Annotated in this window: 25 protein-coding genes; 9 read left to right on the forward strand and 16 right to left on the reverse strand. The window is 65.6% G+C overall.

Features of this window, described 5'->3' with window-relative positions:
* Window positions 1–51: 51 nt before the first annotated feature.
* Window positions 52–345, reverse strand: a complete 294-nt coding sequence (locus tag G7Y85_RS12165; RefSeq protein ID WP_166257194.1) for a hypothetical protein — start codon at window positions 343–345, stop codon at window positions 52–54.
* Window positions 346–456: 111 nt separating this feature from the next.
* On the opposite strand from G7Y85_RS12165, the gene G7Y85_RS12170 reads away from it, so the two are divergent.
* Entirely contained in the window at window positions 457–765 is a 309-nt protein-coding gene (locus tag G7Y85_RS12170) for a putative signal transducing protein (protein WP_166257197.1), read from the forward strand.
* 6 nt (window positions 766–771) lie between these two features.
* Entirely contained in the window at window positions 772–1,248 is a 477-nt protein-coding gene (locus G7Y85_RS12175) for a tRNA (cytidine(34)-2'-O)-methyltransferase (RefSeq protein WP_166257200.1), read from the forward strand.
* On the opposite strand, the gene G7Y85_RS12180 is transcribed toward G7Y85_RS12175, so the two are convergent.
* The 4 genes from G7Y85_RS12180 to G7Y85_RS12195 are packed head-to-tail and all read right to left on the reverse strand — an operon-like array spanning window position 1,238 to window position 3,525.
* The gene (locus tag G7Y85_RS12180; RefSeq protein ID WP_166257203.1) at window positions 1,238–2,242 is read right to left on the reverse strand and encodes an NAD(P)H-dependent glycerol-3-phosphate dehydrogenase; all 1,005 of its coding nucleotides are present in this window, start codon (window positions 2,240–2,242) and stop codon (window positions 1,238–1,240) included. The genes G7Y85_RS12175 and G7Y85_RS12180 overlap by 11 nt on opposite strands.
* 60 nt (window positions 2,243–2,302) lie before the next feature.
* Window positions 2,303–2,818 (reverse strand): protein-export chaperone SecB, encoded by a 516-nt coding sequence (secB, locus tag G7Y85_RS12185; protein ID WP_166257206.1) that lies wholly within the window; start codon window positions 2,816–2,818, stop codon window positions 2,303–2,305.
* A gap of 30 nt (window positions 2,819–2,848) precedes the next feature.
* Complete coding sequence (gene grxC, locus G7Y85_RS12190; protein WP_166257209.1) at window positions 2,849–3,103, reverse strand: glutaredoxin 3; 255 nt, start codon at window positions 3,101–3,103, stop codon at window positions 2,849–2,851.
* Window positions 3,100–3,525, reverse strand: coding sequence for a rhodanese-like domain-containing protein (locus G7Y85_RS12195; protein ID WP_166257212.1), 426 nt, complete (start codon window positions 3,523–3,525; stop codon window positions 3,100–3,102). Before G7Y85_RS12195 ends, grxC begins: the two co-directional genes overlap by 4 nt.
* A 59-nt stretch (window positions 3,526–3,584) precedes the next feature.
* Between G7Y85_RS12195 and G7Y85_RS12200 the strand changes: the two genes are divergently transcribed.
* From G7Y85_RS12200 to G7Y85_RS12210, 3 genes are all read left to right on the forward strand, one after another.
* Entirely contained in the window at window positions 3,585–4,751 is a 1,167-nt protein-coding gene (locus G7Y85_RS12200; protein WP_166257215.1) for a murein hydrolase activator EnvC family protein, read from the forward strand.
* Window positions 4,752–4,848: 97 nt separating this feature from the next.
* Window positions 4,849–6,195 carry a S41 family peptidase gene (locus G7Y85_RS12205; RefSeq protein WP_166257218.1) on the forward strand — a complete coding sequence of 449 codons (1,347 nt, stop codon included), beginning with the start codon at window positions 4,849–4,851 and terminating at the stop codon, window positions 6,193–6,195.
* Window positions 6,196–6,209: 14 nt separating this feature from the next.
* Window positions 6,210–7,052, forward strand: coding sequence for a divergent polysaccharide deacetylase family protein (locus G7Y85_RS12210; protein WP_166257221.1), 843 nt, complete (start codon window positions 6,210–6,212; stop codon window positions 7,050–7,052).
* Here G7Y85_RS12210 and ubiB read toward each other — a convergent pair.
* From ubiB to ubiE, 3 genes are all read right to left on the reverse strand, one after another.
* Window positions 7,017–8,627: a ubiquinone biosynthesis regulatory protein kinase UbiB gene (gene ubiB, locus G7Y85_RS12215; protein ID WP_166257224.1), complete on the reverse strand. Its 1,611-nt coding sequence runs from the start codon at window positions 8,625–8,627 to the stop codon at window positions 7,017–7,019. The genes G7Y85_RS12210 and ubiB overlap by 36 nt on opposite strands.
* On the reverse strand, window positions 8,624–9,241 hold the full coding sequence (locus tag G7Y85_RS12220) for a ubiquinone biosynthesis accessory factor UbiJ (RefSeq protein ID WP_166257227.1): 618 nt from the start codon (window positions 9,239–9,241) through the stop codon (window positions 8,624–8,626). The genes ubiB and G7Y85_RS12220 overlap by 4 nt, the downstream gene beginning before the upstream one ends.
* Window positions 9,242–9,416: 175 nt before the next feature.
* On the reverse strand, window positions 9,417–10,190 hold the full coding sequence (gene ubiE / locus G7Y85_RS12225; protein WP_166257230.1) for a bifunctional demethylmenaquinone methyltransferase/2-methoxy-6-polyprenyl-1,4-benzoquinol methylase UbiE: 774 nt from the start codon (window positions 10,188–10,190) through the stop codon (window positions 9,417–9,419).
* Between the two features lie 193 nt (window positions 10,191–10,383).
* On the opposite strand from ubiE, the gene G7Y85_RS12230 reads away from it, so the two are divergent.
* Window positions 10,384–12,864 carry a PAS domain-containing protein gene (locus tag G7Y85_RS12230; RefSeq protein ID WP_166257233.1) on the forward strand — a complete coding sequence of 827 codons (2,481 nt, stop codon included), beginning with the start codon at window positions 10,384–10,386 and terminating at the stop codon, window positions 12,862–12,864.
* A 12-nt stretch (window positions 12,865–12,876) separates the two neighbouring features.
* Here G7Y85_RS12230 and G7Y85_RS12235 read toward each other — a convergent pair whose 3' ends face one another.
* The 7 genes from G7Y85_RS12235 to dapF all read right to left on the reverse strand — a co-directional run bounded on the left by G7Y85_RS12235 (window position 12,877) and on the right by dapF (window position 18,425).
* Window positions 12,877–13,290, reverse strand: coding sequence for a gamma-butyrobetaine hydroxylase family protein (locus G7Y85_RS12235; RefSeq protein ID WP_166257236.1), 414 nt, complete (start codon window positions 13,288–13,290; stop codon window positions 12,877–12,879).
* Window positions 13,290–14,651: an ATP-dependent protease ATPase subunit HslU gene (gene hslU, locus G7Y85_RS12240; protein ID WP_166257239.1), complete on the reverse strand. Its 1,362-nt coding sequence runs from the start codon at window positions 14,649–14,651 to the stop codon at window positions 13,290–13,292. The genes G7Y85_RS12235 and hslU overlap by 1 nt, the downstream gene beginning before the upstream one ends.
* A 30-nt stretch (window positions 14,652–14,681) precedes the next feature.
* Entirely contained in the window at window positions 14,682–15,224 is a 543-nt protein-coding gene (hslV, locus tag G7Y85_RS12245) for an ATP-dependent protease subunit HslV (protein ID WP_166257242.1), read from the reverse strand.
* Between the two features lie 132 nt (window positions 15,225–15,356).
* On the reverse strand, window positions 15,357–15,710 hold the full coding sequence (locus tag G7Y85_RS12250) for a hypothetical protein (protein ID WP_166257245.1): 354 nt from the start codon (window positions 15,708–15,710) through the stop codon (window positions 15,357–15,359).
* A gap of 242 nt (window positions 15,711–15,952) precedes the next feature.
* Window positions 15,953–16,900: a tyrosine recombinase XerC gene (locus G7Y85_RS12255; protein ID WP_366514960.1), complete on the reverse strand. Its 948-nt coding sequence runs from the start codon at window positions 16,898–16,900 to the stop codon at window positions 15,953–15,955.
* Entirely contained in the window at window positions 16,897–17,598 is a 702-nt protein-coding gene (locus tag G7Y85_RS12260) for a DUF484 family protein (protein WP_166257248.1), read from the reverse strand. The genes G7Y85_RS12255 and G7Y85_RS12260 overlap by 4 nt, the downstream gene beginning before the upstream one ends.
* Complete coding sequence (gene dapF / locus G7Y85_RS12265; protein WP_166257251.1) at window positions 17,586–18,425, reverse strand: diaminopimelate epimerase; 840 nt, start codon at window positions 18,423–18,425, stop codon at window positions 17,586–17,588. Before dapF ends, G7Y85_RS12260 begins: the two co-directional genes overlap by 13 nt.
* 121 nt (window positions 18,426–18,546) lie before the next feature.
* Between dapF and G7Y85_RS12270 the strand changes: the two genes are divergently transcribed.
* Both G7Y85_RS12270 and G7Y85_RS12275 read left to right on the forward strand, forming a co-directional pair.
* Window positions 18,547–18,939, forward strand: a complete 393-nt coding sequence (locus G7Y85_RS12270) for a VOC family protein (RefSeq protein ID WP_166257254.1) — start codon at window positions 18,547–18,549, stop codon at window positions 18,937–18,939.
* A 106-nt stretch (window positions 18,940–19,045) separates the two neighbouring features.
* Complete coding sequence (locus G7Y85_RS12275; RefSeq protein WP_166257257.1) at window positions 19,046–20,056, forward strand: ParM/StbA family protein; 1,011 nt, start codon at window positions 19,046–19,048, stop codon at window positions 20,054–20,056.
* A 60-nt stretch (window positions 20,057–20,116) separates the two neighbouring features.
* Here the strand turns inward: G7Y85_RS12275 and G7Y85_RS12280 are convergent, their stop codons facing one another.
* Window positions 20,117–21,508 (reverse strand): WS/DGAT/MGAT family O-acyltransferase, encoded by a 1,392-nt coding sequence (locus tag G7Y85_RS12280; RefSeq protein WP_166257260.1) that lies wholly within the window; start codon window positions 21,506–21,508, stop codon window positions 20,117–20,119.
* Window positions 21,509–21,721: 213 nt separating this feature from the next.
* On the opposite strand from G7Y85_RS12280, the gene G7Y85_RS12285 reads away from it, so the two are divergent.
* Window positions 21,722–23,176 carry an aldehyde dehydrogenase family protein gene (locus G7Y85_RS12285; protein ID WP_166257263.1) on the forward strand — a complete coding sequence of 485 codons (1,455 nt, stop codon included), beginning with the start codon at window positions 21,722–21,724 and terminating at the stop codon, window positions 23,174–23,176.
* The last annotated feature ends 71 nt before the right edge of the window (window positions 23,177–23,247 follow it).

Below are 23,247 nucleotides of genomic sequence, written 5' to 3' on the forward strand. Positions count from 1 at the left end.
ACGCCGGCAATTGCCGGCGTTGTCGTTTGCAGCGTCGGGTCTGAACCCGTGCTATTCGAGATCGCCGAGCGGCCGGCTGAACGTGAACTGCGCCGGGGCGACGATCAGCTTGCGCGCAGGATCCGCCGGCGGTTCGCCCTGCACGACCGACAGCGGCAGCTGCAGCACGAACAGGCCGGTACCGAGCACGGTGGCAACCAGACCGAGCGGTCGCACGATCAGCAGATCCGCGGCCATGGCAACAGCCGACGGCGACGTATCGACGTCCTGCGTGACCTGCGCATGCGCGCTGCCGATGGTCATCGCCAGCACGGCGGCGACGGTGAACGAATGGAGACGCGACATGAAACCCCCTCAAGCTTGCGACCGCGAAACGGCAGCGTAGGCGGCACCCCGTCGTGTGTCAACGCATGCCGCATCGTCGCAGGCGCGAGGAACTCCATACAATCTGACCACATGCACACCGTCTATGCCGCCGCCGATCCGATCGAGGCCGAGATTCTGCGCAGCTATCTGGCGGAGCATGGCATCGTCGTGCAGATCTTCGGTGCCGGCATCTGGGGTGGTCGTGGTGATTTGCCGGTCGACGCCTGGCCGCGTCTGGTACTCGACGACGCAAGCCAGCTCGACGATGCGCGCGAGCTGTTGCGCCGCTATGAACACCGCCGCCACGCACAGGCCTCGTGGCCCTGCAGCTGCGGCGAGCGTTCGCCGATCCACTTTGAAATCTGCTGGGCCTGCGGCAGCGAACGCCCGCCTGCTTGAGAACCGATGATCGAAGTCGCCCTTTACCAGCCGGAAATTCCGCCGAACACCGGCAATGTCATCCGGCTCTGCGCGAACACCGGCGCTGCCCTGCATCTGATCGAGCCGCTCGGCTTCCGCATCGACGATGCGTCGGTCAAACGTGCCGGACTCGATTACCACGAGATGGCCCGTGTCAGTCGGCACGCATCGCTGGACGCCCTGCGCGCCGCGCGGCCGGAGGCACGCTGGCTGGCGTTCTCGACGCGCAGCAGCGTCCGCTATGACGAGTACCGGTTTCGCGACGGCGACATCCTCCTGTTCGGCCCGGAAACGCGCGGCCTGCCGCAGGACGTACTCGACGCCATCCCGCCGGACCAGCGACTGAAGCTGCCGATGCGGCCGGGCAATCGCAGCCTCAACCTGTCGAACACGGTCGCGATCGCGGTATTCGAAGCCTGGCGGCAATCCGGCTTCGCCGGCGCCGCGCCGATCAGTCCGTGATTTCGGCGCGCGCCGGGCGCGTTGCCAGCACGCGCACCGCCTCGACCGCCGACAACTGTCCCGACAGGACGCCGTTCACCGCCTCGGTGATCGGCATGTCGACGGCAAAGCGCTGCGCCAGACGCCGCACTTCCGGCGCCGCCTTCACGCCCTCGACAACCTGACGGATTTCGGCGATCGCTTCTTGCACGCTGCGGCCCTGCGCCAGCAACAGGCCCATGCGCCGGTTGCGTGACTGGTTGTCGGTGCAGGTCAGCACCAGATCGCCCATCCCGGCAAGACCCATCAGGGTTTCGGCCTTGCCGCCCATGGCGATCGCGAGACGCATGATCTCCGCGAGTCCGCGCGTGATCAGCGCCGCGCGCGTGTTCGCACCCAGCGACATGCCGTCGGCGATGCCGACACCGATCGCCATGACGTTCTTCGCCGCGCCGCCGATCTCGACGCCGGTCAGATCTTCGCTCCAGTAGGCGCGAAAGCCGTCGCCGTGCAACAAGTGCGCGAACTTCTCGGCGAACGGTTCGTCGGCCGACGCGATCGTCACCGCGGTCGGCAGGCCGAGGCCCAGCTCCTTGGCGAAGGTCGGCCCGGACAGCACACCGAACGGTCGATCGTGCGCGAGTACTTCCTCGATCACTTCGTGCACGAGCTTGCCGCTGTGCGGCTCCAGGCCCTTGCACGCAGCGATGATGCCTTGCCCGTCGCGCAGCAAGGGCTTGAGCTGCTCGAGCGTCGCCCGCAGCACGTGCGAAGGGGTCGCGATCAGCAGGTCGTCGGCGTCGCGCACGGCGGCAGCGAGATCGGCGTGCGCATGCAGCTTCACCGGAAAGTGACAGCCCGGCAGGTATTGCGCGTTCTCGCGAGCCGCCTCCATTGCGGCCAGCTTGTCGCCGTCACGCCCCCACAGCAGCGTCGGCGAACCACGGCGCGCGAGCTGGATCGCCAGCGCCGTGCCGAACGATCCCGCACCGATGACGGCGGCGGCGCTGTTCATCGGTGGATCGCTTCGGACGAGTTGAACATGGGCATACGGCGGCGCGAGGCCGCCGCCGCTTCAGTTGACGCTGTTCGACGCCGGGCCGTTCGCGCCGGCCGCCTGCGCGCGAGCACGCTGGACGTGTTCCAGATACAACGCGTCGAAGTTGATCGGTTGCAGCAGCAACTGCGGAAAGCCGGCGCGCTGCACCAGATCGGCGATCGTCTCGCGCACGAACGGAAACAGCAGGTTCGGGCAGTACGCGGCGGCAACCGCGGCGCGCTCTTCGTTCTGAACGAAGCCGCGCACCGAGAAAATGCCCGCCTGCTGGACTTCCACCAGAAACGCGACGTCCTCGCCGAGCTTCGCGGTGACCGTCACGGCCAGGAGCACCTGCAGCGCGTCGCCTTCCAACGCCTTGGCTTCGGTGTTGACCTGCACGTCCATCTGCGGCTGCCACTGGCGCGTGAAAATCTGCGGCGCCAGCGGCACTTCCAGCGACGCGTCCTTGACGTAGATCTTCTGCAGCAGCACCTGGCGCTGCTGGGCATCGTTGCCGGCGGCCGGCGCTTCAGGTGTTTCGATATCGCTCATAACAGGTGAATACTCGTTCTTGAAATCGGTTCAATCCCGCAACAGGTCGTCGAGCTTGCCGGCGCGATCAAGCGCCTGCAAGTCGTCGCAACCGCCAACGTGCGTGTCGCCGACAAAGATCTGCGGCACGGTGCGGCGGCCTGTGGCCCGCATCATTTCGTCACGCCGCGCAGCGTCCTCGTCGACCCGCACTTCTTCGACCGTCGCGCCCTTGATGTTCAGCAGACGCTTGGCCATCACGCAGTACGGACAGACCCGCGTCGTATACATCAGTACCCGTTTCATTTGCTGGTCACGGGCAGGTCCGCCATCGTCCAGGCGTTGAGGCCGCCGCGCAGCGGATAGACCTCGGCAACGCCGGCCTTGCGCAGCTTCTCGACGATCGCCGTGCTGCTGCTGCCGAGCGCGCAGTAGACGATCACCGGTCGCGATTTGTCCTTGCTGATCTGCCCCAGGTAGTCGTCGAATTTTGAAGCAGGGGCATGGAACGCACCGAGCAAATGGCCGCGCTTGAATTCGGGCAAGGGCCGGATATCGACGACCAGGGGATCCCGGTCATTGATCATGCGGACCGCTTCGGCCGCGGACAGGCGCTTGCCACCGGTCAGATTGCCGTGCAATTCGTTGCCGATGAACAGCGCAATTACCACCGCTAGCGCGATGAACAGGCCGACATGCGCCTGGAAGAATTCAAGATACTGGGACATTGACCGTCGAACCGACCTGAAAGCAGCAAATCAAGGAAACAAACGGCTAGCATTATCGCATGTTCCGCCGCCCGCTCCTTCGTGCCATGCTGATCGCCGCCGTGCTGGCGACCGCGGTGACAGGCGCTGCGCGGGCCGATGATGCCGCCCTCGACAAGAACCAGAAGGCGCTGGCCGAGGTCCGCTCGCGCATCGGCGATCTGCAGCAGAAGGTCGAGGCCGACCAGAACGAACACGACGCGCTGGCGCGGGAGATGCAGACCGTCGAGCGCAAGATTGCCAGCGCCACGCAAGCAATACGCAGCATCCAGCGCAAGCTCGACGAGCAGCAGCGCAAGATGCGCGACACGCAGGCCGATCAGAAGGAGGCGCTGGCGGCGCTCGATGCAGGCCGCGCCGGCCTGGCGCGCCAGATCCGTGCCGCCTACGTGCTCGGCCGCCAGGGCGAAACGCAGCTCTTGCTCAATGTCGACAATGCGCAGACGGTCGGCCGCATGCTGACCTACTACGACTACCTGCAGAAGGCCCAGCTCGCGGCAATCGCGGCGATCCGCGCCCACGCGCAGGAACTGGACGAGCTGGCCGACCGCCTGCAGGAACAGCAGTCGCAGCTGGAACAACTGCGCAAGGACCAGCAACAGACGCTGTCCGACCTCAAGGACCAGCGCGCGCAGCGTGCCGACGTGCTCCAGCAGCTCAAGGCGCGTCTGTCGGGCGAAACCGACAACCTCGCCCAGCTCAAGGAAGACGAGCGCAACATCCGCGAACTGATCGAGTCGTTGAAGAAAACGCTGGCCGATCTGCCGCCGGATGTCTCGCCCAGCGACAAGCCGTTCGCGACTCTGAAAGGCAAGCTGCCGTGGCCGGTGCGCGGTGCACTGCTGGCACACTACGGGGAGGCCAAGGCCGGCGGACGCCTGAGCTGGAACGGTCACTGGATTGCCGCCGGGGACGGCGCAGCGGTGCACGCCGTCGCTCACGGTCGCGTGGTGTATGTCGGCTGGATGCACCGCTATGGTCTGATCGTGCTGCTGGAGCACGAAGACGGGTATTTTTCACTGTACGGGCATTGCCAGACCGCTACCGTGCAGGTCGGTGACAGCGTGCGCGCCGGCCAGACGATCGCCGGCGCCGGCACCACCGGCGGCTACGACCAGTCCGGCGTCTATTTCGAGATTCGCAAGGGCGCCGACGCGATCGATCCCGACCGCTGGCTCGCGCACTGAAATACCGTCCATGAACGACCGCAAGGGAACTGACGCTTTGATGCGCAGTCCTAGCCTTGCTATCGTGCTGTCACTTATCCGCGTTCGACTCCGAAAAATGCCCCGTTCCTATCGTGTTCCGCTGGCGCTGGCCGCCGGCGCCCTTATCGGTGCCTCCATCACGCTGACTCAGGGGGTCTTGGCCGACAAGGCCAAGCCGACCGCCGACACCCTGAACTTCAAGGACCTGCAGACTTTCGTCGAGATTCTCAATCGCGTGAAGTCCGACTACGTCGAACCGGTCGACGACAAGACCCTGATCGAGAACGCCGTGCGCGGCATGCTCGGCGGCCTGGATCCGCACTCGGCCTATCTCGACAAGGACGAGTTCAAGGACATGAACGTGATCACGTCCGGAAAGTTCGGCGGGCTCGGCATCGAGGTGCAGATGCAGGACGGCTTCGTGCGCGTGGTCTCGCCGATCGACGACACACCGGCGGCCAAGGCCGGCGTCAAACCGGGCGATCTGATCGTCAAACTCGATGACACGCCGGTGAAGGGCCTGAGCCTGTCGGACGCGGTCGACAAGATGCGCGGCGATCCCGGCACCAAGATCAAGCTGACGATCGTCCGCGAAGGCGAAACCGCACCGCTGGTGCTCGACCTGACCCGCGAAACGATTTCGGTGGCGAGCGTGCGCGGCCACATGATGGACAACGGCCTCGCCTATCTGCGCATCAGCAGTTTCACGACCGAAACGGCAGCATCGCTGGACAAGGTTTTCGCCAAGCTCAAGAAAGACAGCAAGGGCGACATCAAGGGTCTGGTCCTCGACCTGCGCAACAATCCGGGCGGCGTGCTCGACGCTGCGGTCAAGGTCGGCGACGACTTCCTGACCCAGGGTCCGATCGTCACGATCAAGGGCCGCGATCCGGACGCACAGCGCGAATTCGACGCCACCGCCGGCGACATCCTCGATGGCGCGCCGATGGTCGTGATGATCAACGGCGGCTCGGCCTCGGCCTCGGAAATCGTCGCCGGCGCCCTGCAGGACCAGCATCGCGCAGTGCTGGTCGGTTCGCGCTCGTTCGGCAAGGGTTCGGTGCAGACCATCCTGCCGCTGTCGAACGAAGGCGCGATCAAGATCACCACGGCGCGCTACTACACGCCGTCCGGACGGTCGATCCAGGCCGAGGGCATCCAGCCGGACGTGCCGATCCAGCCCCTGAAAATCGCCAAGGCGGATGACAGCGACACGCCGAGCTTCGACCCGATCACCGAAGCCGACCTCAAGGGCAGCCTCGCGAACAAGGACGACAAGACGTCCAAGGAAGAACTCGAGAAAGCCCAGGCAGAGCGCGAGCGCCAGGCCAAGGACGCGCAGGCACTGGCCGAAAGCGACTACGGCCTGTACGAAGCCTCCAACATCCTGCGCAGCCTGACCCTGACCGCCAGGCAGCGCTGAGGCCGGACGCCGACATGCGCAGTCGGGGGCGACTGCTGCTGGCCCTGCTTTGCGGGTTCGCCGCCGTGCCGGCACATGCCGGTGCGGCGGCGGCGATCGCCATCGTCATCGACGATCTCGGCGATCGGCCCGCCGAGACGCGTCTGGCGACCGAGCTGCCGGGCCCGGTCGCCTGTGCGTTCCTGCCGGAATCGCCGTACACGCGCGCGTTCGCCAATGCCGCGCACGCGGCCGGCAAGGAAGTGCTGCTGCATCTGCCGCTGCAGCCGATTGCCGGCAAGGCCCACCCGCTGACGCTGGTCACCAGTGCAGCCGACCCGGCCCGCGATGCGGCGCTGGACCGCCTGCTGGCGTCGGTGCCGCATCTCGACGGCGTCAACAATCACGAGGGCAGCCTCGCGACTTCCAGCCACTCGGCGATGCACTGGTTGATGGGCGAGCTGGTTGCGCACCGCGTGGGCTACTTCATCGACAGTTACACCAGCGCGAGCAGCGTCGCCTATCCGATCGCGCGCGCCCACGGGCTGCCGACGACACGGCGTCGCGTGTTTCTCGACAACGACCCCGGTACGGCGGCGATCAATGCCCAGTTCGACGAACTGCTGCGACAGGCGCGCATTCACGGCTACGCGCTCGCCATCGGCCACCCGCATCTGACGACGCTCGCTGTATTGCGCGAACGCTTGCCGCAACTGGCGGCGCAGGGCGTCGTCCTGCTGCCACCGTCGCAACTGATCGCCCGCTATGAACCGAAGTCGTATCTGATGCCCGTGCGGCTGCAGCTCAGCGAGCAACTGGGCAGCGCCCGCACGCTGAGCGCATCAGCGGCGGCGCAGGGCGCGCCACAGGCAAACTGAAGACACCAGCGCCGCGGCGATACCCAGGCCGTGCAGGCCGAGCAAGCGCGAGTCGGGCTCCGCAAACCAGGCCGCCATCGCGACCGCCGCCAGGCCGAGCGCCGCCAGCATCTGCAGGATGCGCTGGTTTCCGGCGCGGATTTCCTCGCGCAGGGCGTCCAGCTCGCGGCGGCTGTGGCCGAAACCTTCTCCACGCCGCAGCTGCTGCAGAGCATGCTCGGCGATTTCAGGCAGCGAAACCGCCAGTGACGGTGCCTGCGCGCGCATCCGCTCCAGCGTGGCCGCCGGACCCAGGCGCGAACGCATCCACTCTTCCATGATCGGCTTGGCGGTTTTCCACAGATCGAGGTCCGGATTGAGCTGCCGCCCCAGACCCTCGATCTGCAACAGGGTCTTCTGCAGCAGCACCAGCTGTGGCTGCACCTGATAGTTGAACCGTCGCGCCACCTGGAACAGACGCAACAGGAAGAAGCCGAAGGAAATCTCCTTCAGCGGTCGCTGGAAGATCGGCTCGCAGATGGTGCGGATCGCCGCCTCGAAATCCTCGACACGCGTGCCTTCCGGAATCCACTCGGACTCCAGGTGCAGTTCGGCGACGCGCTTGTAGTCGCGATTGAAGAAGGCGTAGAAATTCTCCGCCAGATAGCGCTGATCGGACGCCGTCAGTGTCCCGACAATGCCGAAGTCGACCGCCAGATAGCTCGGCCGTTTCGGATCGGACACATCGACGAAGATGTTGCCCGGATGCATGTCGGCATGAAAGAAATTGTGGACAAAGGTCTGCTTGAAGAAGATCTCGACGCCGCGCTCGGACAACACACGGAAATCGACATCGAGCGCCCGCAGCTTGTCGAGTTCGCGGATCGAGATGCCGTAGATCCTTTCCATCACCAGCACCCGCGTGCGCGTGCAGTCCCAGAACACCAGCGGGTGGTAGATCAGATCCGAACCCAGCCAGTTGCGGCGCAGCTGGGCACAGGAGGCGCCTTCGCGCATCAGGTCCAGCTCGTCGAGCAGCACCTTCTCGTATTCGGCAACCACCTCGCGCGGCCGCAGCCGGCGCAGGTCGGCCGAGAAACGTTCGGCGAGTGCGGCCAGCGTGTGCAGCAGTTCGATGTCGCTGCGCATGATCGCGTCGATGCCCGGACGCAGCACCTTGACCACCACGTCGATCGTCTCGCTTTCGCCTTCGACCCTGAGTCGTGCCGCGTGCACCTGCGCGACCGAGGCCGACGCCATCGGCACATCCTCGAATTCGGCGAATACCGCGGCGATCGGTTTGCCGATTTCCGCTTCGACGATCGCGCGCGCCTCGGTCGACGGGAACGGCGGCACGCGATCCTGCAGACCGGCCAGTTCGCTGGCGATGTCGGCCGGCACCAGATCAGGTCGCGTCGACAGCGCCTGGCCGAACTTGATGAAAACCGGCCCCAGTTCCTCCAGCGCCAGCCGCAGGCGTTCGCCGCGCGGTCGCGGATCGTTCGCCGGTTTGCGGCCGGCGAACTCGTACAGGCCGTAGCGTCGGGCGACGCTACGAATCTGCCAGATGCGACGCAGGCGACCGAACGAGATCATGCTGCCGACCCGCGCGATTCGAGGCCCTGCAATCGCGCCTCCAGCCGTTCGACGCCATCGCGCAACTCGTCGACCGCGTCGGCCCAGTCGGCGACATCGGCGGCTCGCGCCAGATCGCGCGTTTCCTCGCGCAGGTATTCGGCGGCATCGAGCGCCAGCGTGTCGGCGCTGCGCCGCCCCCAGCCGAACAGCGTCTGCAAGCCCTGATGGAGCCGGTGCGCGGCGGCGTCACCGATGAAGCGTGCGGCAAACTCCTCGGGATCGAAGCCGACCCGTGCCAGCAGGCGGTTGAAGCGCTGCAGCAATTCGACGTCACCGTCGATCGTCAGCCCCTGCGGAATCCCGGATTCGCTGCGACTCACCGTCCACGCCAAACGCATCAGGTTCGTGAGCGTGCCGCGCACGCTGACATCGGCGTCGAGCATGTCGTCAGCCAGCACGCGCACGCCACCGCCGTGAAACTCGACGACAAAGACCCAGGCCGGCGCCTCGACCGCAAGCGCGATGCTGCGGCCACCCAGGGCCGCGCACTCGGCGAGGGCGTCGGCTTCGAGACCGAGATAGCGATTGAGCGCGACTTCCAGGGCTGCGGACAGCAGTGGCGGCGTGCTCACGGCCACACCATCAAAACGTCCGATCGCGGTGCCGCGCGCGCGGACAAACGCCGTGTCGGCGCGCGCACGGCGACACCGTCATTGTTGCTGCGGGGCTGGTCGGGTGCCGTGAGGGAGCACGCCTCCCGTACCCATTGTTCGCGCGGTTGCACGAACAAACGCCGTGTCGGCGCGCTCATTCCAGGCGAAAGCCGCGATGCACGGCGACGATGCCGCCGCTCAGGTTGTAGACCTGCACGCGCGCCAGTCCGGCGTTCTCCATCATGCCCTTCAGCGTCTGCTGGTCCGGATGCATGCGAATCGACTCGGCGAGATAGCGGTACGAATCCTCGTCACGCGCGACCACACGCCCCATGAACGGCAGCAACTTGAACGAATACTGATCGTAGGCCTTGCCAAGCAACGGGTTCAGCGGCTTCGAGAATTCCATGACCAGCAACCTTCCACCGGGCTTCAGGCAGCGCGTCATCGAGCGCAGCGCAGCGTCCTTGTCCGTGACATTGCGAAGACCGAAGCCGATCGTGATGCAGTCGAAGCTGCCGTCCTCGAACGGCAGCTGCTCGGCATTGGCCTGCACCAGCGGCACGTTGAGCAGGCCGTGATCGACCAGCCGCTTGCGGCCTTCGCCCAGCATGGCGGCATTGATATCGGACAGGATGACCTGCCCCTTCGGGCCCGCCGCCCGGGCGAATTCGCGCGTCAGGTCGCCGGTGCCACCGGCCACGTCGAGTACCCGTTCACCGGCGCGCACACCGGCGAGATCGACCGCGAAGCGCTTCCAGACACGGTGCACGCCGAGCGACATCAGGTCGTTCATCAGATCGTACTTGTGCGCAACCGACGTGAATACGCCGGCGACGCGGCGGCGTTTGTCGCCGAGCGGGACCTGCTCGTAGCCGAAGTGCGTATAGCTGCCGTCGGCGGAATCTTTTCTGGTTTCGCGAGACATATGAGGCCGTTGCGTTCAGCCGGCATTGTAGCCGCAAGCCACCGGCACGCGGCGTCCTCGCCACCGCAAGTCGGGCGCGCCAGCGCGCGCTGGTCGGCCCACAGCTGCCCACCATCCCGCTCGACAAAACCCTATCATCGCGCTTCGGTACTCTGGCCGAATGCCGAACGCCGACCGCCCATCACGCCTCGATATGCCGCCGACCCACCCTTCAGACGCCGTACCTGCTGCAAATTCCCTGCTGGACGCGCTCGACGGTCACGGTCAGGGTCTGTGGGACTGGAATCTGAGCAGCGGCGAGATTTCATACTCGCCGGAATATCGTCTGACGCTCGGCGGCCGGGACGGCAGCGCCGTCGTCAGCGAACCGGACTGGCAGGCACGCCTGCATCCGGACGATCGGGCGGCGGCGCTCGAGCGCCTCCAGGCACATTGCCGCGGCGAGTTGCCCTTTTTCTACAGCGAGCATCGCCTGCGGCGCGACGACGGCCGCTACTGCTGGGTTGCAGCGCGTGGCCGCGTCATCGCCCGCAGCGAAAACGGCACGCCGCTGCGAATGCTCGGCAGTCTTCTCGACATCGACGCCAACAAGCTCGATCAGTCGGCGCGCAACGAAGGTGAACGCCGCTTTCGCCTGCTGTTCGACAATGCTCCGATCGGCCTGTCACGGCAGTCGCTGCAGCGGCGCCTGCTCGACGTCAACCAGGCGTACTGCGAATTGCTCGGCTTCAGCAAGGCGGCACTGCTGAACATGCACTCACACGAGTTCACTTTCGCCGGCGACCGTGGGCAGGATGAGCTGACACTTCGCGCCCTGATGAATGGCACCGCACGCACCATTCGCCAGCAGAAGCGCTACGTCGCGGCGGACGGCAGTCTGGTGCCGGTGCAGGTCGATGTCTCGCTGGCCCGTGACGAGCATGGCGAGCCGCAGTATTTCATCACCCAGGTTCAGGACGTCCGCGAACGGCATCGCCACGAGCGGGAACTGCGCGAGGCGCAGGAACTCGCGCAGACGACACTGGCCTCGATGACCGACGCCGTGCTGCGCATCGACATCGACGGTCGCATCGATTTCTGCAACAACGCCGCCCTGCGCCTGCTCGGGCACGAACGGACCCGTGACATCGAAGGCCGGCAGTTCGGCGAGGTCGTCGCCCTGTTTGCGGAGCACAGCGCGACACCGCTGGCCGATCCGGTGACACAAGTCCTGCGCGGCAACGGTGACACCCTGCCGCCCGTGGCACATCTGCGCAATCTGCACGGCGATCGGCTGCCGGTCGACTGGTCCCTGTCTCCCCTGCGCACCGATGACGGCCGGCTGCTTGGCTGCGTCTGCGTCCTGCACGACCTGTCGCACACGCGCCTGCTGTCCGAGCAGCTGATCCATCAGGCCAGCCACGATGCCCTGACCGACCTGCCGAACCGGCGTGAACTCGAAGCCGAACTGGCGCACTGGCTCAGCACCGCGCGGCTCGGCGTGAGCCGCCACACGCTGCTGTATCTCGACCTCGATCATTTCAAGCTGATCAACGAAACCGCCGGGCACAGCGTTGGCGATCGTCTGGTTCGCGAGCTGGCCGGGCAGCTGCGCAGGGCGCTGCCGAATCAGGCCGTACTGGCGCGCACCGGCGGCGACGAATTCGCCGTACTGCTGCCGAACTCGAGCCTGGATGACGCGCGGCAGATCGGCAGCGAGTTGCTGCGCACGATCGCAGCCGCGGACTTCGAACACAACGGGCGCAGTTACAAACTCGCCGCGAGCATCGGCATCAGCATCATCAACTCGGAGACTGTCGACGCCAACACCGTCCTCGCGGAAGCCGACACCGCCTGCTACATCGCCAAGCGCCACGGCGGCGATCGCTGCCAGATCTACGCGCCGGGCGATGCCGCCGTACGCCAGGCGTTCACCGACAGCAGCTGGGCGTCACGGGTCCAGCAGGCCCTGGAAGCCGGCGACGTCCTGCTCTACGGCCAGCACATCGAGCCGATGCGCAGCGACGAACGACCCGGCGTCGAAGTCCTGATTCGCGTCCGCGATGCCGCCGGCGCCTTGCAGCGTCCGATCGAGTTCCTGACCGCAGCCGAGCGTTACGGCTTGTCCGGGCATGTCGATCGCTGGGTCGTCGAAAACACCCTCGCCGCACTGGCTGCCGGCTTGCAGCGGCGGGGCGAACTGCCGTTCGCCTACGCGTCCGTCAACCTCACCGCGCACAGCGCGTCCGATCCGGCCTTTGCGGACTTTCTGTTCGACGCGCTCGCCCGTCACGCCTTTCCGCCGCAGCAGCTGCGCTTCGAAATCACCGAAGGCACGGCACTGCGCAATTTCAGCGCGGCGCGCACCCTCGTGGCACGCCTGCGCGCCTACGGCTGCCGCATTCTGCTCGACGACTTCGGCAGCGGCTTCACGTCGTTCGATTATCTGCGGCAGATGCCGGTCGACGGCCTGAAGATCGACATGGCCTATACCGATCGGCTCGCCGACGATCCCTTGAATCAGACCATCGTCGAATCGATCTGCCGCATCGGCAAGGCGCTCAAGCTGGAAATCATTGCCGAAGGGGTCGAGGAAGCCTCGACGCTGGAGACCTTGCGTCGCCTCGGCGCCGACTACGCGCAAGGCCACCTGTTTCACGCCGCCTCGCCGCTGGACGCCCTGCTCGCCGGCTGATTCCCGCGTACCTCAGCGCTTCGGTGGTGGCGTGTAATGTCCGACCAGCGCCGCCAGCTTGACGACATCGCGTTCCCGCGACATGCCGACCTCGGCGAGCCGCTGCAGGTATCGCTGCCAGTTCGCGCGGTATTCCCGGGCGAGCTCGTCGAACGCGTCCCAGGAGTAGAGACCGCTGTCGTGGCCGTCGTCGAATACCAGCCGCACGGCGTAGTTGCCGACCGGCTCGATTCGGGCGATGCCGACCTCGCGCTTGCCACCGATCAGCATCGGCTCCGGCAGACCGTGTCCGCGCAGTTCCGCACTCGGCGAAAACACACGCAAATACTCGCAGGGCAACTCGACCCGGCGGCCGTCGCCCCAGCCGAGTTCCAGTACCCGCGATTTGCGATGCAGGCGGATCAGCGTCGGCGCAGTCGTTGCCATCAGAGGATGTAGCGACTCAGGTCTTCGTCGCCGGCAAGCTTGCCGAGCTTGTCGTTGACGAAGCCCTGGTCGATCGTCAACTCCGAACCGGCTTTGTCCGGCGCATCGAACGCGATGTCTTCCAGGAGACGCTCCATCACCGTGTGCAGTCGCCGCGCACCGATGTTCTCGGTCTGCTCGTTGACCTGCCAGGCGATCTCGGCAATACGCTTCAAACCGGAGTCGTCGAATTTCACGGTCACGCCTTCGGTTTGCATCAGCGCCTTGTATTGCTCGGTCAAGGCATAGCTCGGCTCGGTCAGGATGCGCAAGAAGTCCTCGGACTTCAGCGCGTCCAGCTCGACGCGGATCGGCAGGCGGCCCTGCAGTTCCGGCACCAGATCCGACGGCTTGGCGAGATGGAAGGCCCCGGACGCGATGAAAAGCATGTGATCGGTCTTGATCGTGCCGTACTTCGTGCTCACCGTGCAGCCCTCGATCAGCGGCAGCAGATCGCGTTGCACACCTTCGCGCGACACATCCGCGCCACCGGCGTACTCCCCGCGCTTGCAGATCTTGTCGATCTCGTCGATGAAGACGATGCCGTTTTCCTCGGCATTGCGAATCGCCTCGGCCTTGATCGCCTCCTCGTCGACCAGTTTTGCCGCCTCTTCCTCGGTCAGCTGCCTGAACGCGTCCTTGATCTTCATCTTGCGCGCGCGCGTCTGGTTCTGGCCGAGATTGGCGAACATGCTCTGCAGCTGCTGGGTCATTTCCTCCATGCCCGGCGGTCCCATCAGCTGCATGTTGGCGGTCGGCGCGGAAACCTTGAGCTCGATCTCCTTGTCGTCGAGCTTGCCCTCACGCAGCTGCTTGCGGAACACCTGGCGCGCCGCGCCGCTTTCGCTCTGGCGCTGGCTGCTGGCTTCACCGAAGTCCTTCGGCGGCGGCAGCAAGACATCGAGCACGCGTTCCTCGGCCGCAGCCTCGGCACGATCGCGCAACTTCTTGATCGCCTGTTCGCGGGTCATCTTGACGGCCGTGTCGACCAGATCGCGGACGATCGTCTCGACATCCTTGCCGACGTAGCCGACCTCCGTGAACTTGGTGGCTTCGACCTTCACGAACGGCGCATTGGCCAGCTTGGCGAGCCGCCGCGCGATCTCGGTCTTGCCGACACCGGTCGGCCCGATCATCAGGATGTTCTTCGGATGGATTTCGCCGCGCATGGGTCCGTCGATGCGCGAGCGTCGCCAGCGATTGCGCAGCGCAATGGCGACGGCACGTTTGGCGCCGGCCTGGCCGACGATGTGCTGGTCCAGTTCCTGGACGATTTCACGCGGCGTCATCACCGAGGTCGTGGCGGGGGAAAGATCGTTCATGCCGTTCTCGAAAGCAGGAGCCCGCACGCCTCAGGCGCGCAAGGTCTCGATCGTCAGATGGTGATTGGTGTAGATGCAGATGTCGGCTGCGATATGCAGGCCTTTTTCGACGATCTCGTGTGCGCCGAGCGACGTGTTCTCGACCAGCGCACGGGCTGCCGCTGCCGCAAAGCTGCCACCCGAGCCGATCGCCAGCACGCCATGTGGTTCCGGCTCCATGACATCGCCGTTGCCCGACACCATCAACGTCGCCTCGGTGTCGGCGACGATCAACAAGGCTTCAAGCCGACGCAGATAGCGATCGGTCCGCCAGTCCTTGGCCATCTCGACGGCGGCGCGCACCAGCTGTCCGCCATGTTTTTCGAGCTTGCCTTCAAAGCGCTCGAACAACGTGAACGCATCGGCCGTGCCGCCGGCAAATCCGGCCAGCACGCGGTCGCCGTACAGGCGGCGCACCTTGCGGGCATTGCCCTTGACGCGCGCGTTGCCCATCGAGACCTGGCCGTCACCACCGAGCGCGACCTCGCCGTCGCGGCGCACCGCGAGGATGGTCGTGCCATCGAACTGTTGCATGGGGATTTCCGGAATGGCGGAGATTCCGCGATGGTGGGGACGCGCAGCGCCGCTTTCAAGGCACGCCCCTCGGTACAAAAGAAGAAGGCGCCTCGCGGCGCCTTCGTCACACAGCTTCTGGCAAAGCCCGGCTTACTGCGCCGGAGCCGGCGCCGGCTCGGCCGGGGCAGCAGCCGGAGCGTCCGAGTCCATCGCGGCCGGAGCCGGATCGCACTTGGCCTTCGGATCGGCCGAGCAGTCGCAGGTGGCGGTTTCGCCCGCCGCGCACTGGATCGTCGCCGTCACGCCGTTGCCGCAATCCTGCGTGCACGACTGCGCAGCGGCAGCCGCGTCGGCGGCCTGCTGTTCGGCAGGTGCAGCGGCATCCGGCGCAGGCGCCGCGTCCTGCATCGCCGGCGCTTCGGCCGGAGCTTCTTCGTTCTTGTGGCAGCCAGCCATGGCGAGGGCGGCGGCGAGGCCCATCGCGATCAGTACATTGCGCGTCATTTTCAACTCCCGGGGTAAATTTTCATGAACAGTCTCTGCTTGTTGAAAGCGGCAAGGCTTCCTTCAAGGCGGCTCATGATACTGCCTTTCCGGCACCATACAAGCGTGTTCATAACGCGTTCAGACGGCATTCAGAGCCGATTCATGCGCCCGGAAATCCGGCACCGAAAATCGGGAATTTTTCCGAAATGAGGCACGTTCACGATATCGCCACGAAACACCCGGCCTTTTTCAGCGCTCCGCTACTTTCCGGCTTTGACCGGCGCAGATTTACGGCGCGCCCGCGGATGGCTGTCATCATAAACTTTGGCGAGATGCTTCCAGTCCAGATGCGTATAGATCTGCGTCGTGGAGAGGTGCGCATGCCCCAGCATTTCCTGCACCGCGCGCAGATCATGACTGTTTTCGAGCATATGCGTCGCAAAGGCGTGGCGCAGGCGATGCGGGTGCAGGTGCACACCGAGCGCATTGCGTCGAGCCCAGTCGCGTACGCGAACGGCGATCGTCGCTCGCGACAGACGGGTGCCGCGACGCCCGACAAATAGTGCATTTTCTCCAGCCGCGGCATGGTTCGGGCGCAGCTTCAGCCAGGCCGCAAGCGCGATGCGCGCCTTGCCGCCGAGCACCGCGACCCGTTCTTTGCTGCCCTTGCCGCGCACCGTGAAAGACGGCTGACGCTCGTCGAAGACATCGACATCCAGTTGCTGCAGCTCGGCCAGACGCAGGCCGGCGGAATAGAACAATTCGATGATGGCACGATCGCGGACCGCGAGATCGTCGTCCGCCGAATCATGGTCAAGCGCCGCGCCGAGCGTGTCGGCATCGACGGTGGCCGGCAGCTTGCGCACCAGCTTGGGCGCACGCACGGCAGTCGCCGGGTTGGCGGCTACGCGCTGCTCGCGCAGCAGATGACGGAACCAGCCGCGCAAGGTCGACAGATAGCGATGCAGGCTCGCAGGCTCGCGGCCGGCGCGACGTTGCCTTCCAAGCCAGTCGCGAATCAGATGTGCGTCGATCTGTTCAAGCCGGGCAACATGGGCAGCCGCGCAATATTCGGCGAATTGCTGGAGATCGTTGCGCGCGGCACTGACCGTGTGCGCCGAGTAGCGCTTCTCGTCGCGCAGATAATCGAGGTAGCCGGCGATCAGCGGCGCCAGCAGCGCAGGCGTCGCCGAAGCGCCCGGATTCACGTGCGTGCGCGCACCGCGGCGGCGACCAGATCGGCCGTCAGCTCGAGAAACAGCTTGCCCTGGCGTGGCGCGAAGCGTTCCGGATCACGCGAACCGAGCGCGACGAAACCCAGGCTTTTTTCCTTCTCCAGCGGCACGATCGCCGCCGAACGAATGCCGTCCGCCTTGGGAAACAGCAGCTGCGCCCTGGCCGCCTCGATCGGACCACACTCGATCAGGCGGGTGCGGAAGAAGTCCTCGAACGCGAGCGCCAGCTTGCCCTTGGCGTCGATTGCGACGATGCCGTCGATGTCATGGTGCTTGTAATGGCTCGCACCGATGCCGATCAGCGCTGCGTCGATGTCGAAATCCTCGCGCATGCACCTGGTCAGCCCGGCGGCGACCCCGGCCAGCGACGGCGCCCGGATCAGGGTTCGCGCGAGACGATGGACGTTGTCCTGGCGGCGCTCGTTGTCGCGCGCCGCTTCGAGCAGACGCTCGAGCCGGTCTTCGAGGCGCTGCCCTTTGGCGCGCAGCAGTTCGACCTGCTTTTCGATCAGCGAAACCGCCGAGCCACTGCGATGCTTGAGCTCGATGGTTTCGAGCAGGTCCGGGTGCCGGGCGAGAAAGTCCGGATGCTGCTTCAGATAAGCGACGATCTCGCGCTCATTGAGTTTCGGCGCCGCTGGCTCTTTGCTTTGTGTACTCAATTCGGCCATTCGATATCCCCCTCGAAGACGGTTACTGCCGGTCCGGTCATCAGCACCGGCTGCCCTTCGCCCGCCCACTCGATCGTAAGCTGCCCGCCGCGAACCTGCACGTCCACGACCGGGTCGAGTTGACCCCAGAGCCGGCCGACGACCACCGCCGCGCAGGCCCCGCTGCCGCAGGCGAGCGTCTCGCCGGCGCCGCGCTCGTAGACGCGCAGACGCACATGGCGCGGATCGACGATCTGCAGGAACCCGACGTTGACGCTCTGCGGAAACGCCGGATGGCTTTGCAACGCCATGCCGAGCGTCGCGACCGGCGCGGTGTCGACGTCGGCGACCGCGATCACGGCATGCGGATTGCCCATGCTGGCGACGCCGATTTCCAGTGGCGTGCCTTGCGCCAGCGTCAGCGTGTAGCGCTCGGCGCGGGCGGCTGCCGCGAACGGCACGGCGGCCGGCTCCAGCTGCGGCACGCCCATGTCGACCCGGTAGCGATCGCCGTCGACGTGGCGCAACTCCAGCACGCTGGTCTGCGTGCGCACGCGGATCACGTTCTTGTCGGACAGGCCGCGTTCGCGCACGAAGCGCGCAAGGGCGCGCGAGCCGTTGCCGCACTGCCCGACTTCGCTGCCGTCGGCATTGAAGATCCGGTAATCGAAGTCGACGTCGGGCGTCGACGGCGACTCGACGACGAGCACCTGATCGCAGCCGACGCCGAAGCGCCGGTCGCTGAGGCGTGCGAGCAGCGCCGGCAGCGGCTGGAAACGGCGCGCGGTCGCATCGATCACGACAAAATCGTTGCCGGCGCCATGCATCTTGGTGAAGTGCAGCTTCATCGGTGTATTGTAAGCCGGGCGTGGGCCGACAGCGGCGCGCAGGGGAAATCGTGAACCGAAACATCCATCACATCGGCGGCCGTCGCGCAGGCTTGCGCGCCGCCGCAGGCAAGGGCCGGCGATGAACGGCGTCTACGCGATCGTCACCACGCCGGAAATCCAGGCCTGCTGCGACTTCTATCGCCGCGCCTTCTCTGCGCGCATCGTGTTCCGTGCCGACTGGTACGCCCATATCAGCTTCCGCGACTGGGAGCTCGGCTTCATCAAACCGCATCAGGACACCCGGCTGCCGGTGTTCCAGCACACCTCGACGACGCGCGGCCTGTGCATCGCCATCGAAAGCAGCAACGTGCAGGAGGACTACGACGCGCTGATCCAGCGCGGCCTCGCACCGCTGGGACCGATGCGGCAGTTCGCCAACGGCGAGCGCTCGTTCGCCCTGCTGGACCCGGCCGGAACCGTCATCAATTTTCTCGAACACCGCGCCGACGTGGTCGACGGACCGCTGTTCTGAACCTGCGCGACCGCCGGCTCGGCGCTTTGTCTTTTCGAAAACCGCATGCTATTGATTCGGCTGCACAGGCGCCCGGACACGGGCCCGACCACGCAAGGGGCAGCATGTGAAAGTACTGGGCGCAGATATCGGCTTCGGCTACACCAAGGCAAGCGACGGCCGCCAGTCTCAGGTTTTCAAGTCCGTCGTCGGTGAAGCGACCGAAGTCCAGTTCAGCGAGAGCCTGCTGCCCGGCGCGGCGACACAGCCGCGACATTTCATCATCGGCAACGACAGCTATTTCATCGGCGAGCTCGCCGAAGCGCAGTCGCGTGGGCGCGGTTTCACGCTCGACCAGACGCAGTTTCTCGCCAAATACGCCAAGACCCTGGCGCTGGCCGCGCTGACGCCGTTCGCCGACAGCGGCGAGCCGATCCGCCTGGTCACCGGCCTGCCGATCAGCTTCTTCCGCAAGCACAAGGATGCGCTGACGGCGATGTTGCAGAACCGGCACGCGCTGACCGTCGTCAAGCCCAACGGCGAGCGCGAAGAAAAGACCCTGCACATCGAACGCGTGCGGGTCGTGCCGCAGCCGTTCGGGTCGATGTTCAACCTGATGCTGAACGACATCGGCAAGGCCGCCAGCCAGCGTTTCATCTCAGAGAAGATCGGCATCATCGACATCGGCTTCCGGACCGCCGATTACACGATCAGCGAGAAGACCAGGTATTCCGAGCGTGGCTCGCAGAGTTCCGATGCCGGCATTGCCGCTGCCTACCAGGCGATCGCCAACGTCCTGCATGAAAAGAGTGGCGTCAGTGTCGAGCTGTATCGGCTCTACGACGGGGTCAGCCGCGGCTCGATCAAGATCAAGGGCAAGCGCTACGACCTGACCGGCATCGTCCAGGCCGCGTTCCAGCAGCTGGCCGGGCGCATCGCGCAGGAAGTGAACCGACTGTGGGCCGACGACTGGGATATCGACGCGATCGTCATCAGCGGTGGCGGTGGCGCGGTGCTTGCGCAATACCTGCAGCCCCTGCTGGAAGGCGAAGTGCTGCCGATGCCGGCCGATCAGGACGCGCGCCTCAACAACGTCCAGGGCTACTGGAAGTACGGCACCCATCTCTGGCCGGCCTAGGGCCTGTTTGCGCGGCAGCGTCGCCGTGGCGCGACTGCTGCCGATCTTCCGGCGTGGCCGCTATTCGCCGTCGCCGCCGAGCTGCCGCTCCAGATCGGCCAGCGCCTCGCCGGCATACACCGACAGGCGCTGCATGCTCGGCAGCGCGTCGCGACAGCCGGTGAAGCCGACATTGAATTGCCCGGCATAGCTGACCGCGGTGATGTTCAAGGCCTGACCGTGCGCCAGCAGCGACACCGGATACATCTGTTCCATCTTCGCACCGTTGAAATACAGCACGCGATCGGGGCCGGGCACGTTGGACACCGTCAGATTGAACATCGGCCGCAGATGGCCGCCGAGCCCGGACAGCAGCTGCGCCATGAACGGCGCCATGAACAAGGCCGTGTAGTTGTCGATATCGGCCTTCGGCAGCTGCTGCAGATGATGCTTGGCACGCTGCGCCGAATCGTGGATTGCATGCAGGCGCTGCAGGGGGTCGGCGATGTGCGTGTTCAGATTGGCGATGATGAAGCTGATTGCGTTGCCGGCTCCCTGATCGTCGGCCGGACGCACCGAAACCGGCACGCCGGCGGTCAGCGGCTTGTCCGGCAAGGCCTTGATCTCGTCCAGATAGCGGCGCATCGACGCCGCGCAGATTTCGAGAAACACGTCGTTGACGGTGACATTGGCGGCCTTGGCGATCTTCTTCACCCGGTCCAGCGAATAGTGCTGTGTGGCGAAGCGGCGCTGGCCGGAGACCTTGCCATTGAACGCCGAGCGCGGGCCGGTGAACGGCAGCGCCCAGTCCTTGTCCTCCTGGCGCAAGGCTTCCTTGAAGATGTCGCCGAACGCGCGCGCCACGCCCGGCACGGTCTTGAGCTGCGTGCGCACGCCGTCGATCGCCGTCTGCAGCGGCGTCGCCACCTCGCCCTCGGGCCTCGGTTTGCGCGCCCGTGCACCGACCGCCCACGGCGGACGCTGATCGCGCGATGTCGGGTCGGGCGAGAGCATGCGGGCGAGCATGCGCATGCCGCCGATGCCGTCGACCAGCGAATGATGCATCTTCATGTACAGCGCGAAGCGTCGGTCCTCGAGACCCTCGATGAGATGGCATTCCCAGAGCGGGCGATTGAAGTCCATCGCGTTCGAATGCAGCCGCGAGATCAGCACGCCGAGTTCACGTTCGCCGCCGGGCAGGGGCAGCGCCGAATGGCGGAAGTGATATTCGAGGTCGATCTGCCGATCCTCTTCCCAGGCCGGCAGCAGGAAACGGAAGCGCGGCGCCGTCAGGCGCAGATTGAACGGATACGCGAAATCGCGCGTGGCGCGGAATTTCTCGACCAGCTTCTTCAGGAACTGCGGTCCGGCTTTCGGCGGCAGCGAGAAGATCGCCAGACAGCCGACCTGCATCGGCGTCTCGCGCGTGTCGACGTACAGCCAGGCGGCATCCAGCGGCTTGATCGGTGTCATGCGTCCCCTCCGGACGGCTTCAGGCGTCCTTGTTGTCCGTGCAGTGTAGGTTGCGCCGGTGCCGCGTGACAGCGCCGCAAGTGGCAGCCCACTTGTCGCATCGGTCAAACGGGTAGTGCCCTGCCCCGCCGGGCGCCCTATACTCGGCAACAAACCGGGCGTTCAATTCCTCCCGGACGAGATCCTCAATCGGACTGATCTGGAGCGCAGCTCATGAACACTGTCGTGTCTTTTCTGCCGAATGCCGGTGGCACCCAGGCCGCTGCCGGCGACGACATCCACCGCGCGTTTGCCGCCCAGCACGAAACCGCGCTGCGCCTGCGCACCTCGACCGCGAAGGAGCGCATCGCCAGGATCCAGCGCCTGCTGGATGCCGTGCTGGCGAACCGCGAGGCAATCTACGAAGCTGCCTATCAGGACTTCAAGAAACCGCCGGCCGAAGTCGATCTGGCCGAGATCCTGCCGGTCGTGTCCGAAGCCAAGCACACGATGCGCAGCCTCAAGGGCTGGATGAAGCCGAAGGGCGTCTGGCCGTCGCGAATGACGATCGGCACCAAAAGCTGGGTGCAGTACGAACCCAAGGGCCGCTGCCTCATCATCTCGCCTTGGAACTATCCGGTGAATCTGACGCTGGCGCCGCTGGTCTCGGCGATCGCCGCCGGCAACACCGCAATCCTCAAACCGTCGGAAATGACGCCGCACCTGTCGGCGCTGATGACGCGCATGATCCGCGATCTGTTCCCGGCCGATGAAGTGGCGATCTTCGAGGGCGATGTCGCCGTTTCGACGACTCTGCTGTCGCTGCCTTTCGATCACATCTTCTTCACCGGCGCACCGGCGATCGGCAAGGTCGTGATGGCTGCCGCCGCCAAGCATCTGACCTCGGTGACCCTGGAACTCGGCGGCAAGTCGCCGACCATCGTCGACGCGAGCGCCGACATCAAGGGCGCCGCGCGCACGATCATGTGGGGCAAGTTCACCAACAATGGTCAGACCTGCATCGCCCCCGATCACATCTACGTGCACGAAAGCGTCAAGGACGCGTTCGTCGGCGAATGCATCGCAACGCTGAAGACGAGCTACGGCAGCACCAAGGCCGAACAGATGAAGAGCGACAGCCTCGCGCGCGTCGTCAACCAGCGACACACGCAGCGCATCGGCGGCCTGTTGCAGGATGCGACCCAGCGCGGCGCGCGTGTGCTGTTCGGCGGCGAGACCTCGGAGAACGACTGCTTCATCCAGCCGACGCTGCTCGACAACATTCCGGACGACGCCAAGATCCAGAGCGAGGAAATCTTCGGACCACTGCTGCCGGTGATCGGCTACCGCGATCTCGATCAGGTGATCGCCGCCATCAACGCCCAGCCAAAGCCGCTGGCCCTGTACATCTGGAGCAAGAACGAGCACAACATCGAACGCATGCTCAAGCGCACGTCGGCCGGCGGCACCTGCATCAACCACGTCGTCATGCACTTCGCCCAGGGCAATCTGCCGTTCGGCGGCGTCAACAACTCCGGCATCGGCTCGGCACATGGCGAGTACGGTTTCAAGGCTTTTTCGCACGAGCGCGCCGTGGTGCGTACGCGCTTCAACATCGCCACGCTGCTGTTCCCCCCGTACACCGGCATGACAAAGCGCATCCTGAACATGATGGTCAAGACGCAGTAGCGCAGAGCGGCAAGCCAAAAGGCCGGGCGATGCCCGGCCTTTTTCGTTGGTGACGCGGCGCCGTTATAGTG

Origin of the sequence: Solimonas terrae, from assembly GCF_011067135.1 — a bacterium.
GTDB lineage: Bacteria > Pseudomonadota > Gammaproteobacteria > Nevskiales > Nevskiaceae > Solimonas > Solimonas terrae.

Excerpts from the sequence above, each read along its gene's own strand:
- G7Y85_RS12165 (WP_166257194.1), bottom strand. The coding sequence starts at position 345 with ATGTCGCGTCTCCATTCGTTCACCGTCGCCGCCGTGCTGGCGATGACC.
- G7Y85_RS12170 (WP_166257197.1), top strand. The coding sequence starts at position 457 with ATGCACACCGTCTATGCCGCCGCCGATCCGATCGAGGCCGAGATTCTG.
- G7Y85_RS12175 (WP_166257200.1), top strand. The coding sequence starts at position 772 with ATGATCGAAGTCGCCCTTTACCAGCCGGAAATTCCGCCGAACACCGGC.
- G7Y85_RS12180 (WP_166257203.1), bottom strand. The coding sequence starts at position 2,242 with ATGAACAGCGCCGCCGCCGTCATCGGTGCGGGATCGTTCGGCACGGCG.
- secB (WP_166257206.1), bottom strand. The coding sequence starts at position 2,818 with ATGAGCGATATCGAAACACCTGAAGCGCCGGCCGCCGGCAACGATGCC.
- grxC (WP_166257209.1), bottom strand. The coding sequence starts at position 3,103 with ATGAAACGGGTACTGATGTATACGACGCGGGTCTGTCCGTACTGCGTG.
- G7Y85_RS12195 (WP_166257212.1), bottom strand. The coding sequence starts at position 3,525 with ATGTCCCAGTATCTTGAATTCTTCCAGGCGCATGTCGGCCTGTTCATC.
- G7Y85_RS12200 (WP_166257215.1), top strand. The coding sequence starts at position 3,585 with ATGTTCCGCCGCCCGCTCCTTCGTGCCATGCTGATCGCCGCCGTGCTG.
- G7Y85_RS12205 (WP_166257218.1), top strand. The coding sequence starts at position 4,849 with ATGCCCCGTTCCTATCGTGTTCCGCTGGCGCTGGCCGCCGGCGCCCTT.
- G7Y85_RS12210 (WP_166257221.1), top strand. The coding sequence starts at position 6,210 with ATGCGCAGTCGGGGGCGACTGCTGCTGGCCCTGCTTTGCGGGTTCGCC.
- ubiB (WP_166257224.1), bottom strand. The coding sequence starts at position 8,627 with ATGATCTCGTTCGGTCGCCTGCGTCGCATCTGGCAGATTCGTAGCGTC.
- ubiE (WP_166257230.1), bottom strand. The coding sequence starts at position 10,190 with ATGTCTCGCGAAACCAGAAAAGATTCCGCCGACGGCAGCTATACGCAC.
- G7Y85_RS12230 (WP_166257233.1), top strand. The coding sequence starts at position 10,384 with ATGCCGCCGACCCACCCTTCAGACGCCGTACCTGCTGCAAATTCCCTG.
- G7Y85_RS12235 (WP_166257236.1), bottom strand. The coding sequence starts at position 13,290 with ATGGCAACGACTGCGCCGACGCTGATCCGCCTGCATCGCAAATCGCGG.
- hslU (WP_166257239.1), bottom strand. The coding sequence starts at position 14,651 with ATGAACGATCTTTCCCCCGCCACGACCTCGGTGATGACGCCGCGTGAA.
- hslV (WP_166257242.1), bottom strand. The coding sequence starts at position 15,224 with ATGCAACAGTTCGATGGCACGACCATCCTCGCGGTGCGCCGCGACGGC.
- G7Y85_RS12250 (WP_166257245.1), bottom strand. The coding sequence starts at position 15,710 with ATGACGCGCAATGTACTGATCGCGATGGGCCTCGCCGCCGCCCTCGCC.
- G7Y85_RS12260 (WP_166257248.1), bottom strand. The coding sequence starts at position 17,598 with ATGGCCGAATTGAGTACACAAAGCAAAGAGCCAGCGGCGCCGAAACTC.
- dapF (WP_166257251.1), bottom strand. The coding sequence starts at position 18,425 with ATGAAGCTGCACTTCACCAAGATGCATGGCGCCGGCAACGATTTTGTC.
- G7Y85_RS12270 (WP_166257254.1), top strand. The coding sequence starts at position 18,547 with ATGAACGGCGTCTACGCGATCGTCACCACGCCGGAAATCCAGGCCTGC.
- G7Y85_RS12280 (WP_166257260.1), bottom strand. The coding sequence starts at position 21,508 with ATGACACCGATCAAGCCGCTGGATGCCGCCTGGCTGTACGTCGACACG.
- G7Y85_RS12285 (WP_166257263.1), top strand. The coding sequence starts at position 21,722 with ATGAACACTGTCGTGTCTTTTCTGCCGAATGCCGGTGGCACCCAGGCC.